At 33.7% G+C, this 16,946-nt stretch carries 9 protein-coding genes; 1 reads left to right on the top strand and 8 read right to left on the bottom strand.

The window, feature by feature from the left end; all coding sequences use genetic code 11:
* Window positions 1-112: 112 nt before the first annotated feature.
* The 7 genes from KFZ70_RS05920 to KFZ70_RS05950 form a co-directional block, all read right to left on the bottom strand.
* A complete protein-coding gene (locus KFZ70_RS05920; protein WP_139694425.1) occupies window positions 113-2,917 on the bottom strand; it encodes a pitrilysin family protein in 2,805 nt (934 codons plus the stop codon).
* Between the two features lie 97 nt (window positions 2,918-3,014).
* Window positions 3,015-3,530 carry a protein-disulfide reductase DsbD domain-containing protein gene (locus KFZ70_RS05925; protein ID WP_139694424.1) on the bottom strand — a complete coding sequence of 172 codons (516 nt, stop codon included), beginning with the start codon at window positions 3,528-3,530 and terminating at the stop codon, window positions 3,015-3,017.
* A gap of 3 nt (window positions 3,531-3,533) precedes the next feature.
* Window positions 3,534-5,045, bottom strand: coding sequence for a hypothetical protein (locus tag KFZ70_RS05930; protein ID WP_139694423.1), 1,512 nt, complete (start codon window positions 5,043-5,045; stop codon window positions 3,534-3,536).
* A 106-nt stretch (window positions 5,046-5,151) separates the two neighbouring features.
* Window positions 5,152-6,402, bottom strand: a complete 1,251-nt coding sequence (locus tag KFZ70_RS05935; RefSeq protein WP_407516050.1) for a redoxin family protein — start codon at window positions 6,400-6,402, stop codon at window positions 5,152-5,154.
* A gap of 49 nt (window positions 6,403-6,451) precedes the next feature.
* Window positions 6,452-7,888 (bottom strand): RagB/SusD family nutrient uptake outer membrane protein, encoded by a 1,437-nt coding sequence (locus tag KFZ70_RS05940; RefSeq protein ID WP_139694421.1) that lies wholly within the window; start codon window positions 7,886-7,888, stop codon window positions 6,452-6,454.
* A gap of 12 nt (window positions 7,889-7,900) precedes the next feature.
* Window positions 7,901-11,491, bottom strand: coding sequence for a SusC/RagA family TonB-linked outer membrane protein (locus KFZ70_RS05945; protein ID WP_158293150.1), 3,591 nt, complete (start codon window positions 11,489-11,491; stop codon window positions 7,901-7,903).
* A 151-nt stretch (window positions 11,492-11,642) separates the two neighbouring features.
* Window positions 11,643-12,812, bottom strand: a complete 1,170-nt coding sequence (locus KFZ70_RS05950) for a FecR family protein (RefSeq protein ID WP_139694419.1) — start codon at window positions 12,810-12,812, stop codon at window positions 11,643-11,645.
* Between the two features lie 94 nt (window positions 12,813-12,906).
* On the opposite strand from KFZ70_RS05950, the gene KFZ70_RS05955 reads away from it, so the two are divergent.
* Entirely contained in the window at window positions 12,907-13,536 is a 630-nt protein-coding gene (locus KFZ70_RS05955) for an RNA polymerase sigma factor (RefSeq protein WP_139694418.1), read from the top strand.
* 536 nt (window positions 13,537-14,072) lie between these two features.
* Here KFZ70_RS05955 and KFZ70_RS05960 read toward each other — a convergent pair.
* On the bottom strand, window positions 14,073-16,829 hold the full coding sequence (locus KFZ70_RS05960) for a S9 family peptidase (protein ID WP_158293149.1): 2,757 nt from the start codon (window positions 16,827-16,829) through the stop codon (window positions 14,073-14,075).
* Between the last annotated feature and the right edge of the window lie 117 nt (window positions 16,830-16,946).

The following is a 16,946-nucleotide window of genomic DNA, read 5'->3' on the forward strand; positions in this document are numbered from 1 at the left end:
ATCCAGTAATTCTAATGATTGTCTCAAAACGTACAATTGAGACAATTTTATCCTTAGACTTTACTGTTAAATCGTATTATTTTAAGATAAATCTCTTAATGTATTTAGGAAACTATTGATCAGTTAACTCAGGTTTAAAGATGACCTCATAGGATTTATAGTTGTCCAACAATTTTGAGGTTATTTCTTGAATATCCTTTTGGGTAATCGAATTAACAATATTTTCAAAATTTTCTGGAGCATTCCTATTATAGCCATCCCTAACCCATGTTCTAATTGCTGAAATTTCATAATTATTAGAGCTTTTACTCTCTTGACGTTCCTTTAGGAAATTAGCTAGTACTTTATCCAGGTCATTTTGCTTTATATTCCCATTTTTAATTTTTAATATTTCATTATGTACAATGGAAGTAAGTTTTTCAGCCATATCAGGATTGCAATCAAAACTAACAGATAGATAGGCTATAGATCTTGGCTCCCTTGATAGAGAACCTCTTACACCTGCTCCATAGGTGCCTCCTTCTTCTTCCCTTAAAGACTCTGTATATCTTAATTGCAGGATACTACCTAAGGCATCCATTAATAACTCATCCTTAATAGTATAAGGCATTTCATTTTTATAAGCAATTCTCACTGATGCCTTCGGATCTTCCATAGGTAGATAAATATCTTTATCGATATTATCAGTAGTCCACTCTACTGTATTATCTTTCCATTTTTCTTTCTCAGGTGTTGTTGGAATACTGCCTAAATACTGCTCAATTAGTGGTTTTAAAATTTCTTCTGAAACATCACCAACAATGATGAACTCAAAATCTGATGCGTTTTCAAATCTAGATTTATAAAGTTTTTGAATCTTATCAAAGTTTATATCGTCTATATATTCTTTATTAAATAAACGCCTCTTTGGATGATTGTAACCGTACAAAGTCGTTATAATACTGTCGTTCATTTTATAACTTAAGTTTTGACTTCTAGCTATTAAGTTGTTTTCGAGATTTTGTATGGCTACATCAAAAGCTTTTTTGTCAAATCGGGGTTTGGTGAAATGTAGGTTCAACAATTGCAACATGGTTTCGACATCCTCTGTGGTAGATGAACCACTAAAAGATTCTATGATATCTGAAATCCTTATCGATACTCTTGCAGTCTTACCAGCCAAAACCTTCGAAAGTTCGTTAGCAGAAAATTCATTGATTCCAGAACTAGATACTATACTTGAAACCATTTGCGCAGAAGGCAAGTCTTCGTCAGCAATTAGCGACTCACCGCCATCACTGTAACCTAAAAGATCTACAGTATTTTTGTCTTTATCTACAAATTGATAATGGACTTTTATACCATTAATAAGTGTATATGTAGTGAATCCTAATCCCGGATGCGTTTCTGTTTTGGTAATTTTACCAGCTTTTAATGCAATACCAGTCATTAAAGATTTAGAGCTATTATCTTCTTCGTATGGTTGGAGGCTAGAATCGTTTTCAGTCGTTGAAATGATATTCTTAGCCTGTCCTTCAGTTAGATTATTTTGACCTTCAACACCAGTTACTATTAATGTTCTGTTTTTAACGGTATAAATTTCGTTTAAGCGATTTAATAATGACTTTTGATCAATATTTTTTACGAGTTGCTCGATTATCTTAAATTCCTTTTGCTTATCCATAATAGGTTCGTTGTCCAGATAATTCGATTGCATGACTTGGATAATTTCTGCGTGTCTCCGATCATCCAGCTTTGCAATTTCGTTTTCGTAAGATTTAATTAATTTGATTTTTGCACGATTTATCTCCGAATTTGTAAACCCATGTCTTACTGCTCTATTGATTTCAACCATTGCCAGTTTAAATGCTTCCTTTTGCATCCCTTCCTTTGGGAAAACATTAAGTTGAAACTCATTGTGCGCCCTAGAATGTCCTCTCATTCCTGCATATACATTAATGAATGGAGAGTCCGGTTGTTGCACTATTTCGCTAAAGCGCTCGGAAAATATCGAGCGGATAATAGAGTTATGCAAATTTTCGTTCAAATAGGCAACAGTATTTTTATTATTGCTTACGGCATGGCGGATACCAAATCTAACACTCGCAGTAGATACTTCAGGATCCCTTACCATAATGTATTGCAGTTCATCGTTGTCATCTATCACGACAATGTAACGCTCTATGGGATTTTCAACAGGCGGTATTGCAGAGAATTTAGCAATTACTTTTTGCTCCATTTCATCAATATCTATGTCTCCCACAATGGCTATAGCCTGAAGGTCTGTTCTGTACCAATCGTGATAGAAGTTCCTAAGGGTTTCATACTCAAAATTTTCAACTATGTCCATTAGGCCAATTGGCATACGCTTAGCGTATTTTGAATTGCCATATTTCACACCTAAACTTTGCTGAAAAAGTCTTAATCCTCCACTTTGTCTCGTTCTCCACTCCTCTTTTATAACCCCTCTTTCGGCATCGATCTCCTCATCGGTAAGCAGAAGATAATTGGACCAATCATGAAGTATCTGCAAACCAGTGTCTATGAGTTCTGGTGTAGTTGGAATATTATTGATATTATATACGGTTTCATCAAAAGAAGTATAGGCATTTATATCTCTACCAAAAACGATACCTTCTTTCTCTAAAGTATTGAGAATGCCTTTGCCTTCAAAATGCTCTGTTCCATTAAAAGCCATATGCTCCAAGAAATGTGCTAGACCTTGCTGGTCGTCATTTTCTAATACTGAACCTACGTTTTGAATGATGTAGTAGCTTGCGACGTCCTCGGTGACATCAGTACTGTACAGATAATAGGTAAGCCCGTTAGGAAGAACATCTTTTTTAATATTAGAATCTATAGGTAATTCCTGCTTTAAGTTCTGTGCACTAGCAAATGTAATTGAGATTAAACTAAATACTAATAGAAAGTTTTTCATCGTTGAGTTTTTATGATTTATATAGAAAACGTTAGTTATCTAAAATTCCCTTATTAAGGAAATGTTAATATTAGATCTTGCCAAGAAGTATGAACTCTTAAAGTTTCAATTTTATAAGTTTTTCATTGGGAGGATAGCACTTATTAAGATCACAAGTCTGGTAATAAATCCCACAGGTCAATTCATTACTATAATTACTATTTGTAACTTTTAAATAGTGAACGAATGTTTGTACTCCATGATAGATGTAAACACCATCGTTATATGCTTCGTCCATAGGTTTGATCCAATCACCTATTTTATATATTCCTTTTGGCAACTCCAACAGTAATTCTGTTGGGATATAGGGCTGAGTCTTTGGAACGAATGAATAAATATGCCAGCCTGGTAGCAAATTTATTTTCATTATGACCGCCAATTGTGATTTGTCTTGCGACCATAAAACGAGGGCATTTAATGATAACGGATCTAAAGAATGACAATCCAATACTTTTAGTTTTACGCTGGCCTCGGCAACTTTTCTTTGCATTTCTGGTCGTATTAAATCGTATTGTGCCCAGCTATCATGATTTAGAAATAATATAGCAAACACAATAAGGAACTTAATTTTCATAACCTACAATGTGTTAACTAGCCATTTGTAGCCTCCTGCCTCCGTAAAAAAAAGTTTGTTTTTGTTGGTATCAAACCAGTTTTGCCATTCATCGGCAGTTTCAAAATTCTCTTCGGTATAGCGATTCAAAATTTTTGTAACCAATTCATCTTGTTCCCCTTTCTTTAATAAATCTATACACGTACTTAACAACTCAAGTTTTCTAGTGGAGACCTTTAAAGATTTTACATCTTCATCAACAACCATCCCATAGTATCCCTTGTCCTTTTCAAAACCTATGTATTCAATATTTTCGTCTAAATATTCAGTATATGCTGTTACATCATTACCAAATTGTTCGTGGAAATTGCCCATAAATTTTTTTATATATTCTTCCCACGAAATATCAGGTTGCCTCGGCCTAGGCGCCCTGTTAACTAGTTGCTCTTCTTCTGAAGTTAAAGTTTCACCTCTTTCTTTTTTAGCAATGGCATTGGTTCGTTCTTCTTCATTTTTGTCATGAAACTCCCTAATTACCTGTATATATTCTTGATAGGCTTCTTCAGTAAGATAATATTTTATTTGATCAATATATTTTCGAGTGAAAATGAGTTGTTCCGTTTTTTTTGCAATAATCTTTTGGCCTTTAAATTTGCTCATATAGTGAACGGCATTGGCAAAAACCTTTTTAGCCTCTTCAGTCATATAATCGGGAGAAGCACTAAAACCCCATAATAAAAAGTTACCATGCCTTCCAATGGCTACAGCATTTATATCTTTTGTGGATACACCGCCTGAAATAAATTCAGTTTCTGGAGAATCCAAAAACCCATCAAATGATGAAACTTGCCCTATTCTATAACCTTTACCTTCTAGATAGCCCTCTGTTTGCACTTGCCACATGGGTATAGAGTCAGGTAGGTTTTTACCCGATAGATAATGAAGCGCACCACTAGGTATAGGTTTATTTTTAATTGTTAGTTCAACTTCATAAGGCTGATTAAAAATCGTGTGATCATAATTGATGTTATGTGCGTGAGCATCCAAACACAAACAGTACCAATCTAATTTTGAACCTACAGGAGATGACATGACAGGAGCGGTATGCCCTATAAAAATGGTGGCATGGTCAAATTCATCGCTTATGTATTTAGGAGGTTTGTACCCTATTGTTTGGCCATTTTCATCTTTTTCTTCAACTGCATTGGTCTTTGGATCTGGGATATGATCAAATATAGTAACATCATATTCTGCAGATAAGCTGGAATCATAATCCCTTGCATCTACTCCTTTTACAACTTTAAAGTAGCTATTCAAATAATCAATAAATGCAGAGTATCTTTTTGGATATTCTTCTTTAAAACGTTCATTATCCAAAGATCCGGTAACATAAAATCCTAATCTCTTGGGCATGTCTCGCTCTGGCTGAAAACCTACATACAGCACTTTGATATCTGATTTTTGTTGTGCCTCTAAACTTTCATAGAAAAGTGAGATAACAAAAAAAATGGCAATTTTTAAAATATAGTTTTTCATTTTATATGATTTTTTAATTAAAAAAGGGTTGCTAACCAAACAACCCTTCTTTTTTTGTTAAAAACTAACTAACTCAAAACAATTCTAACAAAATTTTAGGGTGATATTATATTAAAAGTTCATCGAGAAGCTCAAAGGCTTCTTCACCAGAACCTACATATTTTTTGATAATTTTACCTTCTGGGTCTATAATGAATTTGGTTGGAAATGCACTGACATTGTAGCGAAGTACAAAGTTATCTAATTCACTATCCCTTACATCCATTATTTGTTGCCAGTCGTAATCATTTCTCTCAATGAAGTCAATTATCCTTTGCTTCTTATCACCAGAATTGACGCCAAGAATTTCCAACCTATCGTTATACTTTTCATAATATTCCTTAACCTTCGGCATCTCTGAAACACACGGTCCGCACCAAATCCCCCAAAAATCTATCATCACATACTTACCTCTAAATGAAGATAAATCAAATTCATTTCCATCTAACGTTGAAGTTGTTTTAATTGCTGGGGATAAGGCACCTGCTTTCGTGCTGTTAATTGCATTAACCCTGTATGATACGTCTTTATAAAATGATACATCTGCTAAAGAACTATCAAGATTATTGAAAGCGTTTATTGCGGTCTCATCCTCAATTTGACTTCGCATCATCATATCGCTTAAATAAAATAATCCAGCTACCGATGATGGATTGTTTAAAACAAACTTTTGTTTAAGATCATTTACAATTGCACTTACTGAATCTGCTTTCGTCTCAAGGCTTTTTTTAACCTCTTCACTTGCTTCATAGGTCGACTTTACAAGATAATTGACACTTTCATTCATCAATGGATAAATCTCTTGGTGTAATTTCCCTAATTCATTATTTACATCGTCACTGTTTTCTGGATAGGCCTCCATGAAATCAGATACCTTACCAGATACTTTTATTTCGGCACCAGGATACAGAATCGTATTTAGATAACCAGATTTTGCAGGATAGTAGCCCATTGGTGTTTTCTTAATTAACTCATCCATTCGGGTATAGAAAGAAACGTAATGATAACCTTCAATAGAATCCGTTAACTTAAAATTCCCATCAGTTACAGCCAAGGAATCCATATTGTAACCCAATCCATCGTAATCCTTGTTTGGTACTCTATAATACAGATAGTTATTTCCAAGTCCGCTAATTGTACCCTCTATAGAATAGGTTGTTGGCTCTACTTCCTCAATTTCTTTTGGCTCATTCTTGCACATAAGTAACAAGAAAACCATGGCGAATAAGGGAATATAAGCCATTATAGTTCTTAGGTTTTTAGCTTGATTTTTCATTTTTTTATTTAAATAATCTTTTAAATAAGTGAGTCGAAGCAAACCAAATACAAATATTTCTTTATATTTGATTTGCTATGATTCTAATAAATTAATATTGGTTTTGTTGTGTAGCTCCTCCGCTTAATATAACAATCTCATCACCGATTGGTCGAGCATATCTCCTATCATCGGGTTGTATGGTAACCGTTTCCCCATTAGCTGATCTAGATAAAATGATAGGATCTGTTAGCGGATCGTTATTTAAACGTTTAATGTCCATAAAACGATACTCATAAGGATCTTCCCTTCTGCGCTCTTCAATAATGGTCTCAACAGCACCTTTTGCATCCGAAGGAATTGCTAATGCGGTGTAATTATCTAGGTGAAACCTATGAGATCTTACTATTTCCACATCTGCCATAGCACCTGAAATATCATTGTTTCTTGCCTTACATTCTGCTCTAGTTAAATACATTTCTGGCACTCCAGGTCCAGCAGGATTGTAACCCACATATGAATTCATGTAATGAACCCATGGATTAGTTGTAGCTCCATACCTAGTAAACCAGCCTTCTATAAAAAACAGGTTTCTAATGTCATTATCATCATATAAATCTAGCAATTCTTGGCTAGGGCTTGTATTCCAATTACCATTAGTATAGTTTATATAAAAATATTTATCTACATAAAAATCGGCAATTGAAGTACCTGAGAATGGCACTTGTTCCGCGGTATTTGGATAAACAAAATCTCCATACCAAAATGTATAGTCAAGTTCATATACCTCCGTTGCATAGTCTATCATTGCGCTATGCCCTGCAAGCGCATTGTTAGCATGTTCAAGTGCTTTATCATAATTGCCTAAATAGAGATGTATACGAGAAGCTACTGCATTAACTGTGGCCTTATTAATTCGGTAAACAGAACGCTTTTCGTCTGAGGGGTATTTCAAGGCCATCTCGAGTTCCGATAGAATAAAATCAAAAGTCTGTCGAAGTGTAGCTCTAGATTGATTTTCAGTTAAAGATGATGTCTTTCTTAACACCATTCCCAATTCATTGGCATTTGCTTCGCTAGGATAAAGATTATAAATTACAGCTAACTCAAAGAGGTAATAGGCTCTGTAGAAATGACTTTCTGCTATAAGCAATTCCTTTAATCCAGGTTCGTCACTTTCTATGAGTTCGCCAGAATTAATATAATCAAGTACTAAATTGGCTCTTAAAATGTAAAAGAAAAATGGACCCCAAGTTCGATCACTATCTCTATTGATTTTAGTATTAAACAAATATTGATCTATTTGTGTCTGACTAAAAGTAGTACTTTCATCCAAGATACTTTGAGGCATACTACTATTGTCTGTACACCATAGGCCCACTTGATTTGGAATAGCTGGCATTCCCATGCCATTAAATAATTTATCTAATTCATCAATTCTTGTAATTTCAATATTACTGTTAATTTCAGGTTCTTGGTCTAGAAAATCGTCGTTGGAGGCGCAATTAGCTAAGAACAATATGAGGATAACTAAATATATATTTTTCATAATCTATTTTTTTTAAAATTGTACGTTTAGACCAAAAGAGAATGTTTTTTCAGGTGATCTTACCAAACCATTTATATATTCAGGGTCAATGTTAAAGTCGTTGGCAGTCCAAATATTTCCTAAATTTTCAGCTGAGGCAAACAATCTAAAGTTAGTTATACCTAACTTTTCAACGACCTGTGACGGTAGGTCGTAGCCCAAGAATATTTGTCTTAATCTTATGTGGCCAGCATCTTCTACCAAGCTATCCAAATAAGGGACGTACCAACCCCATCTGTATTGCCACTGCTCAAATTTTTGTACATATGGTGGAAGACCCAGTTCGTCATGTCTGCCTGCTAGAATAAGCTCTAAATCTTCGTGATGATTACCATCTTGTAAGAATCCACTATAATCATATGTTGGTCTTCTAAATTTATGACCAAATTTACCTACTATACGGGTGTTCAAAGTAAAGTTCTTAAATGTAATTGTGTTATTCCATCCTAAAACAGTAGGAGCAACCCTAGTTCCCATATATTTAAGAACCTCACGACCATCTTCACCATTAACTCCAATATTTTCGTCCATACCGTATATTTTGCCATTCTGTCCTATTATTGTTGGATAAGGCTCAGGCTGTGAATCAATAGTTTGTAAACCACCATATTCAAATGCATAAATGGGCTGATATGGATTCCCTTCAATATAATTGAAATCTGTAATGCTTCTTGGAAATATTAAAAGATCCTTTAGACTTGTAACCTCACTATCATTGTGGCTATAAACAACATTAGTAATTAGATTTAAATCTTTCGCTATTTTAATATTAGAAGATAAATTTAGTTCGATTCCTTTGTTGATCATCTCTCCAACATTGAAAGTTCCTGAGGACACACCCAAGGTAGCTGGTAAATCTATGGTGGCGATTAAATCTTTACTTTCTTTGTTGTAATAATCAATACTGCCGTATAATGCGCTATCAAACAAGTTAAAGTCAGCACCGACATTGAAAGTATGAACTCTTTCCCATCTTAAATCAGGATTTCCAAGAGAATTTAAAGACGCGGTAAAGACATTGGTGAATGGATTTGGAGTAGCACTTAATCCAATTGTAGCTGTAGTTGATGCTGAGTTGACGATGTTCCCATTTTCACCATTAGTTACTCTAAATTTAAGAGATCTAATGGCGTCAACATCTCTTAAGAAACTTTCATTTTTGGCATTCCAACTAAATCCAACAGACCACATAGGGTTATAGCGTTGTGTTTTATCTTCAACAATGTAATTGGCTCCATCTGATCGAGCACTTCCTGACAGCGTATATCTTCTATCAAATGTATATGCTAAATTGCCAAAATAGGACACAAATCGTCTTTGACTAATATTGAAGAAACGTCCGTCTGTAATAATACCAGTATCGCCAAATCCAGGCCATAAGGGTGTAGAGCCTTGTCTATTTAAAGGAACGGTGTAACTGTAAGTCTCAGGATCAAAGCCATAGGTATATGGTTCAGCACTTGCTTCAATAGTCCTTTTCTCTCTTTCATATCCTGCGAATGCAGTTACAGCATGCAAGCCAAAAACCTTATTATAATTCAAAGTTGTACGATACGTAAGCGCAGAAGATTCACTTTGCCCGCCCCTAAATATGTCGCCTACAGGAATTTCTGGCTCTCCTACCATGGCATTTGTAGGATCGTAATTAGGTTGTCCTGTACTATTCATAACTAAATATTTGACGAATGAACTTTCTGTGCCCCAATAGCTATTTGTATTTGTTTGGAATTGTTGATATGTAACACTAGGGATAAGCTCTAAGCCATCTAAAAGTTTTATATTTAGACTTCCAGTAATTCTATAATTATTCTCTTTCGACCTAAAATTATTATTTCTTGCATCCCTTAATAGATTATAATTTAGGTTGTCATAAGGCAAATTAGTAATGGTATTTGCAAAAAATTCCATGTATTTGGCATCGTAGGTGCCATGTCTCATAGAGGAATAAGATCCATCAGCATTAATAAGGTTTTCGTAAGGTGACATATTCTGTATATCCCCTAATGACAATCCTCTATTCTGAGCAAATGAGTTGTCCACCATACCAACTACTGTTCCACTTAACCAGTTATTGAATTCATAATCTGCATTTAGATTAATCAATAACTGATTGTTTTCATCCCCAATAAAGGCATTAGTATTGTCATTATAAACAGCAGAAAGTCTAGTATGGCTATTTTCGCCTTTAGATGATAAAGCAATATTATATTGTTTGTTTATAGGATTGGTTAGCAAATAGCGTTCTGCATCATCAAAGCTATTAATACCTGAAAGATAGTCTATTCTTCTTGCTAACTCAGCTTGGGTTATATTACCAAAATGGGCATCAAAATATGCCCTGGCACCTAAACTATAGCTAGTATTACCACTTCTATTTACATTGGCACGATCAAATAGTGTAGAAGGTGCTGGATAATTGGCTATAAAGAAATTGTTAGCTCCCTGTCCATCTGGATCACCCCAAATAGTACTTTCCAATGCTAAGGTTGTCGCTGAGTTAGCCCTAGTTACATTTCTGTCTAAATTTATTTTAGATCTCATTTTTATAAAAGAACTTACCTCTACATTCAGACCTTTTCGCTGGCCTTTTTTCGTTACAATAACTATTACACCATTGCCCGCTCTTGCTCCCCAAATAGAGGCAGATGCCGCATCTTTTAAAATCGTAATGCTTGCAATGTCATTTGGGTTAATGGTATCAAACCCACCATCTATGGGAAATCCATCCACTACCACTAAAGGAGCGCTATCAGATGATATGGTTCCTACTCCCCTTATTACAACATCAGAGATATCAATATTCCCATCAGCATCTTCCACAACTTGAATACCGGGTGCTATTCCTTGCAAAATAGAACCCATTGTTTGCGTAACGGTATTGTTTAATTCTCTCGTTGGGATAGTATTAAATAAACCTGTTGCACGCTCTTTGGGAATCTTTTGGTAACCTGTGCTTACCACTACTTCATCTAGTTCATTAATACTTTCTTTTAATATAAAATCGTAACTAGTTTTATTCTCAAGAACCAAAGTTTGAGTAGTTTCATAACCGATTCCAGAAACCACAATGAATTGACCTGGATTCACTGTCAAGGTATATTTACCATCAAAATCAGTCGTGGTGCCTCTAATAATATTAACATTTTCAGTAGTAAGGTCATCTGTAATATAAACGCTTAAACCTGGCAGAGGAATACCATATCTGTCTACGATTGTACCACTAACAGAGAATTGCTGCGTATTTATTGAAGAGGTGTTTTTCCTTATAACAATAGTATTTGTATTCGTTACATCAAAATTATAATCACCTAGCGTTAGACTCTGCGCGAGTAAATTGTTTACTCTTACAACACCTTTGTATAATTGAACCTTAGGAGCATCTTTAAACATGTCAACTTGATAGATAAACGTGTAATCGGTCTGTGCCATTATAAGATCGAATACTTCATCTACAGTAGCTTGCTTTGCTTCATTAATTCTAATTTTTAAATTTTGTGAGACTACATCGTTGAACGAGAGACCAAAAAAGGTAGTACAACTTAGAAATATTAGTGTTCTCATCATGATCTTTAGGAAGTTTTTTCTTAGTCTAGAAAAAACGTTAGTTGAGTTAATTTTCATAAATTTGCATAGTATTAGATGGTTAATATTTAAATAATAACTGTTTAGAATAAAGGGAAGTAAGAAACACTTTGGACGGTCTATCTTTTTCCCTTTACTTAATTATAATTGAGTTTTCTTTAATTATATAATCATTTATATAGTTGGTGCTTTTTATCAATCTTAGGATTTCTTCTATATCCTGATATTTGCTTAGGTTTCCCTTAAACTTTACTGTTTCGAGATCTTTATTCTCAAATGTAATAGCTACATCATACCATCTCATAAGGGTTTTCGATATGTCTTTAAGCGATTTATGTTTGAAGGAAAAGAAACCTTTCATCCAGGCGATTTCCGAATTAATATCTACCTCAATTACGTTAATAGCTTTCTCGTTTGAATCCAGATGTATAATAGACTGGTCATTAGGGTTTAATATAGCTTTATGGTTTTCATTTTCCACTAAAACCTTACCCTCAACCAAAGTTGTATAAACCTCATTCTCATCCTTGTATGCACGAACGTTAAATTCAGTTCCTATAACTTCAATGCTTTGCAATGGGTTTAATACTTTAAAACTTAACCCATTATTATCACTGCTTGGTGAGACGTCAAAATAGGCTTCCCCGTACAAAAGTTCTACTTGGCGTGGAGCATTATTGGCAAACGATGTAGGGTATTTTAATTGAGATTCAGAATTTAACCACACCTTCGTACCATCACTAAGATTTAGCACAAATTGCCCACCGCGTGGAATGGTCAAATAATTAAATTCCGTTTTAGAAGAGGAGTTTTCGGCATCTTTTTTATAAGTCAATTCTTCTCCCGTACTCGCAAAATTAATACCATTTAAACTTTCACCTTTATTAAGAACAACTTCTGTTCCATCTTCTAAGGTAAGCTTGGCTTTATCGGTGCCAATTTCAATAGAGTTTCTTATGCGATCATTATTATTAGCTGGAGAATTGAAGAGACTAGAATTATTTATTATTACTGGGAGGCCAATTAAAAGCAACAAAATGGCCGCAGCAGCAAATTGCCATCTCGGATTACTCAATTTGCGTTTGGTTGTTTTGGCTCGAATCTTCCTCCAAAGCAATTCTTTTTCAATCAGATTGATTTTTTTAGATTGCTCTACAGTTTGATTTATATGTAAATATTCCTTAAATATATTGCGATTACTTTTGCTTTCTTCAATCCATTGCTGAAGTTGATGGGCTTCAGAGGCATTGAGCTCTCGCGCGCAATATTTAGCAATTAATATTTCTATTGTAGACTTTGTCATTTTCTTATTCTTATATTTAATACGGAGATTTTAATTAATACCCTTATCTAAAAATACTTTTTTTTAGATTTACGGCAATATCTGATTTTTAATTATGGAATTAAATAAGGAAATCATAAAAAACATAGAGCAAAGATTAAAGGAAGGCGATAAGGATGCCTTTAAAGAATTTTATGATTTGTTTTATGATAAACTATTTAATTACATAAACAGTTATACCCATGATCATGATACCACATTAGATATACTTCAAGATAGTTTCATTAAATTATGGGATGGCAGAAAAAGTCTAAAGGCTGGAAAATCAGTAATCGGTTTATTATACAAGATTTCTTATAATGCATTTGTTGATATTCACAGAAAGAGCAAAACAGAGTTTAAAATGTTGGATACTCTGGCTTATAAAAAATCGTTGGAATTAAGCACTGATAACGAAGATGTAAAAGAAGCCAGGATCGAACAAATGATGTTGGCTATAGAAAGTTTGCCCCCCAGATGTAAAGAAATCTTTAAAATGAGTAAAATGGAAGGCATTAAATATGTCGATATTGCTGAGACATTAAGTATTTCGGTAAAAACTGTAGAGGTTCAAATGGGAAAAGCCTTCTCAATCATAAGAGAAAAAGTTAAAAATTCTAATGTTTTTCTAATGTTAATAAACCTTATTCCTAAAGCCAAAAATTTGATTTTTAAAAGTGCTAAATTAAATAAATCAACTTATTAATAGTGAATATTTAGCCGTAACAGCTAAAGGTTTATATACACCTTATCATTAGTTTTTTAGTTCAATTTTGACATTCCAAATTGGTCAATTGCCTGTCTTCTAGTTTTATTGATCGAGAAAGTCAAATCAGTCCATCTTGTTCCTTCGATTCCATTAAGGATAATTCCACTTTTTGTCTTGGTTAATATAATCAGAAAATCCGCAAGATTAGAATCCTTTGCCGCTGAGCCCTTATCCGATTCTGTCATTCCGTATTCTTCGATTACCTGTGGTTGGAGGTTCTAAATACTTAAATTCCAAATCCATCTATGCGCATCCTTTAACACTTTCCAATTTAATTCCGTAATCAGTTTTTTGAACGATTATTTTAAAGTCTTTTAATTCTGGTAATATTTGATCATTCTTCTTGAAAGAAGAATGACTCATTACTGAAATTATAAAAATTAATAATATCAGATTTGTACTTCTTTAGTATAATTTTGTTTTCATAATAATACTTTTTTCCAGTGGGTGATTATTCCAGTGCACTTACTAAACTAAAGTTTGTTATTTTTTAATCTTCTTTGCTGTTCAGTATAAGGGATGCTTTCAATAATCCAATCTTCTGCTTTATCACCTTTTAAGAAATGTCCAAACCATTGCAAGATACGCTGTTGATAATCGGTAGCATTTTTATCTTCCCTTAATCCATGACCTTCGTTGGCATATACCAATAGTATAAATTCTCTATTAGCCCTCCTAGCCGCGTTATAATATTCTATTCCTTGAGCCCAATTTACATTCTCATCATTATCACCAACTTCAAACAATATAGGAGTTTCCAGCTTATCTATTTGCATTACTGATGAATTTTCTATGTAATTATTGGGAGAAATATGAGGAGGTGTACCCATGCGTTCCTGACCTACCTCAAAATGATCATTCTCTGGTCTTCCGCCAAAGGCAGGCGTAATAGCAAGATTCATACTAATTAAATTCGTTAGACCTGCTCCTGCTACGCTTGCTGCAAAAATATTGGTTTGTGTAGGCACAAAGCCAGCTTGATAACCACCCCACGAATGCCCTATTAAGCCTACTTTGTTGGAGTCTACATAACCTAAATTTATAACTGATTGCACTGCGTTTTCTAAGGTTGTGGTGGATGAAGTCCCAGGCTGTCCTGTTATAAAATCGATATCGGGGTGAAGTACAAAATATCCATTCTGTGTCCAAATAGTAGTATTGTAGTAATCTGTTTTGGATGGCATAGAATATCTATGCAAACCTCTAGATAGTTTCTCATAAATGTAAGTAATCATGGGATATTTCTTGCCTTTAACATAATTAGCCGGATAATAGAGTATTCCTTGAGCTTCATGGCCCAGAGCATTTTTAAAAGAAATTAATTCAGCCTTTCCCCATGCATAGTCTTTTTGAAATTTGTTGGTATTACTGATTTGCAATGGGTTATTCAATTGTTTGCCAGCTAAAAAAAGGTTTGGTGATTGTTCGAATGATTGCTTAACAAATATTAGTTTGTCTTCGTTTTTTGCTCTGCTCAATCTGCTAATAGAGGCATCTTCTAATATTAAAGTATTTACTGGTTTCCCAATGTAACCAGAGGCATATCCAGTTTGTTTAGAGTCTTTTCCAAACAAACTATAATATAATGGCTCTTTTGTGTTTATATAATCCTCATCCCTTTCTAGACTTTGTATTCTATAAATAATGTTTTTTGAATTTCCGTCTGTTAGTTTTCTTGCTTCTAAATCGTTTACAAAAAATTGCCAAACATCAAATTCTGAATAAATAAAAAATGACTTACTATCCTTGCTCCATCCCGCAAAACCAAAAGCATTTTTTTGAGGTAAGGGATGATCGTCGTTAAAATCTATAAAATTAGCATTGATGTTATGGGTTAAATTCTTGCTGGTCTTAGGCTTTATATCAAATAAATGAAGTTGGTCTTCATTTAGATAAACAAAAAATTGATTGTTTGGACTTACATCCCAAGTCTTTGAAATGTTTTCCAAAACTTTAGTTTTATTACCATTATCAGTATTCACTATATAGACATCGTGGGAGGGTCTACCAAACATGGCGTCAAAATCGTATGGCGTATCATCTAGCCCTAGAATAATCTTATTGTTCTCTTGAATATTTATGCTTTCTAAAATAGAATCATTTAATTGGATGAAAGTATTCTCATCAATATGCCAAACAGCTTTTTTTGGGATTTCAATATCCTTCATTTTGCTTTTCTTCTGGGCGGGTATGATAACGACATCCTTACTATTCCATATCTCAAGGGCAGGAGCTTCGTAATTGGAAGTATCAATTACTGTAGAATCACTTTCTTTAAGTTTCTCTTGTGTTATTTTCTTGTTCCTATTAAATATTTCAAAATAAAGTTTATTTCCATTATCCGTTAGTTGAATGTTTTGTTCAAGTATTCTTGCGTCTGAAGGAAAATTTGAAAAATTGTTTTGATTAAAAATGTGGAATCGGGTATTCTTTTGATCTAGATTATTCCAAATCAAAAAATCTATAGTGTGGTCCTCATAGTCTTCATTCTCCGCCTTTCTTAAAACCAATAAACTATTATTTTCTTCAAACCATTTTAAATTGGAATAATCCACTTCATTTTGATCTAAAACCTGTAAAGTATTGTTAATTGTATTGAATAATTGAAGGCTATTCCCTTTTTTATCTACTGTTTCTATATTTAATGCCAATAAATCTTTTTCAGGGTGCCATGAGAATTCCTTTACATTTCCCAAGGTAATATTCTTTTTGGAAATTATATCTTTTAGAATTAACGTATGAATTTTGTCCTTAACCCTTTTTACTGCAAGATAGTTACCTGAACTACTAAATTTGAAGCTTTCGTAATCTTCTAGTAATATTGAGTCTTTCGTTAGAAGGTTAATTAGTGTAGCCTTATTGGGCGTCTTATTTTCCTCTTTATTTTTCTTTTTCTTTTTCAGCTCTTTTCCTGGTGGAACATGAGTATAATAAAACCAATTATTATTCTCACTAAATTCAGCATTGGATGAATTATTAAATTGACGCTGTTTTTTTTGTGAAATGTTATAAAGAAAAGTCGTTTTGTCTTTTTCGTTAGTGACAATCCCATAGGTTAGCCATTTGCCATCATTAGATATGATAGGCCTGCTTAATCTTTCCCATTTACCATAGTCTTCTGGAGTAATAGTTTTAATAGTATCTTGTGCTTCTAACAGAACGCAATTGGTTAATAGGAGTAATAGAATAAAATAATATTTAAAATGTTTTTTACAATTGAATTGACACATAATTAGAATATTTAATTTGTAGTAATATTTGACCATGACAAGCCTTCAAATAGAATTGTAGCGTCTAAACCAATAATCTATTTTGATTGTATTGATACTAGGATTTGCCCGACGAAA

Source organism: Allotamlana fucoidanivorans (assembly GCF_045788535.1).
GTDB classification, from domain to species: Bacteria; Bacteroidota; Bacteroidia; order Flavobacteriales; family Flavobacteriaceae; genus Allotamlana; species Allotamlana fucoidanivorans.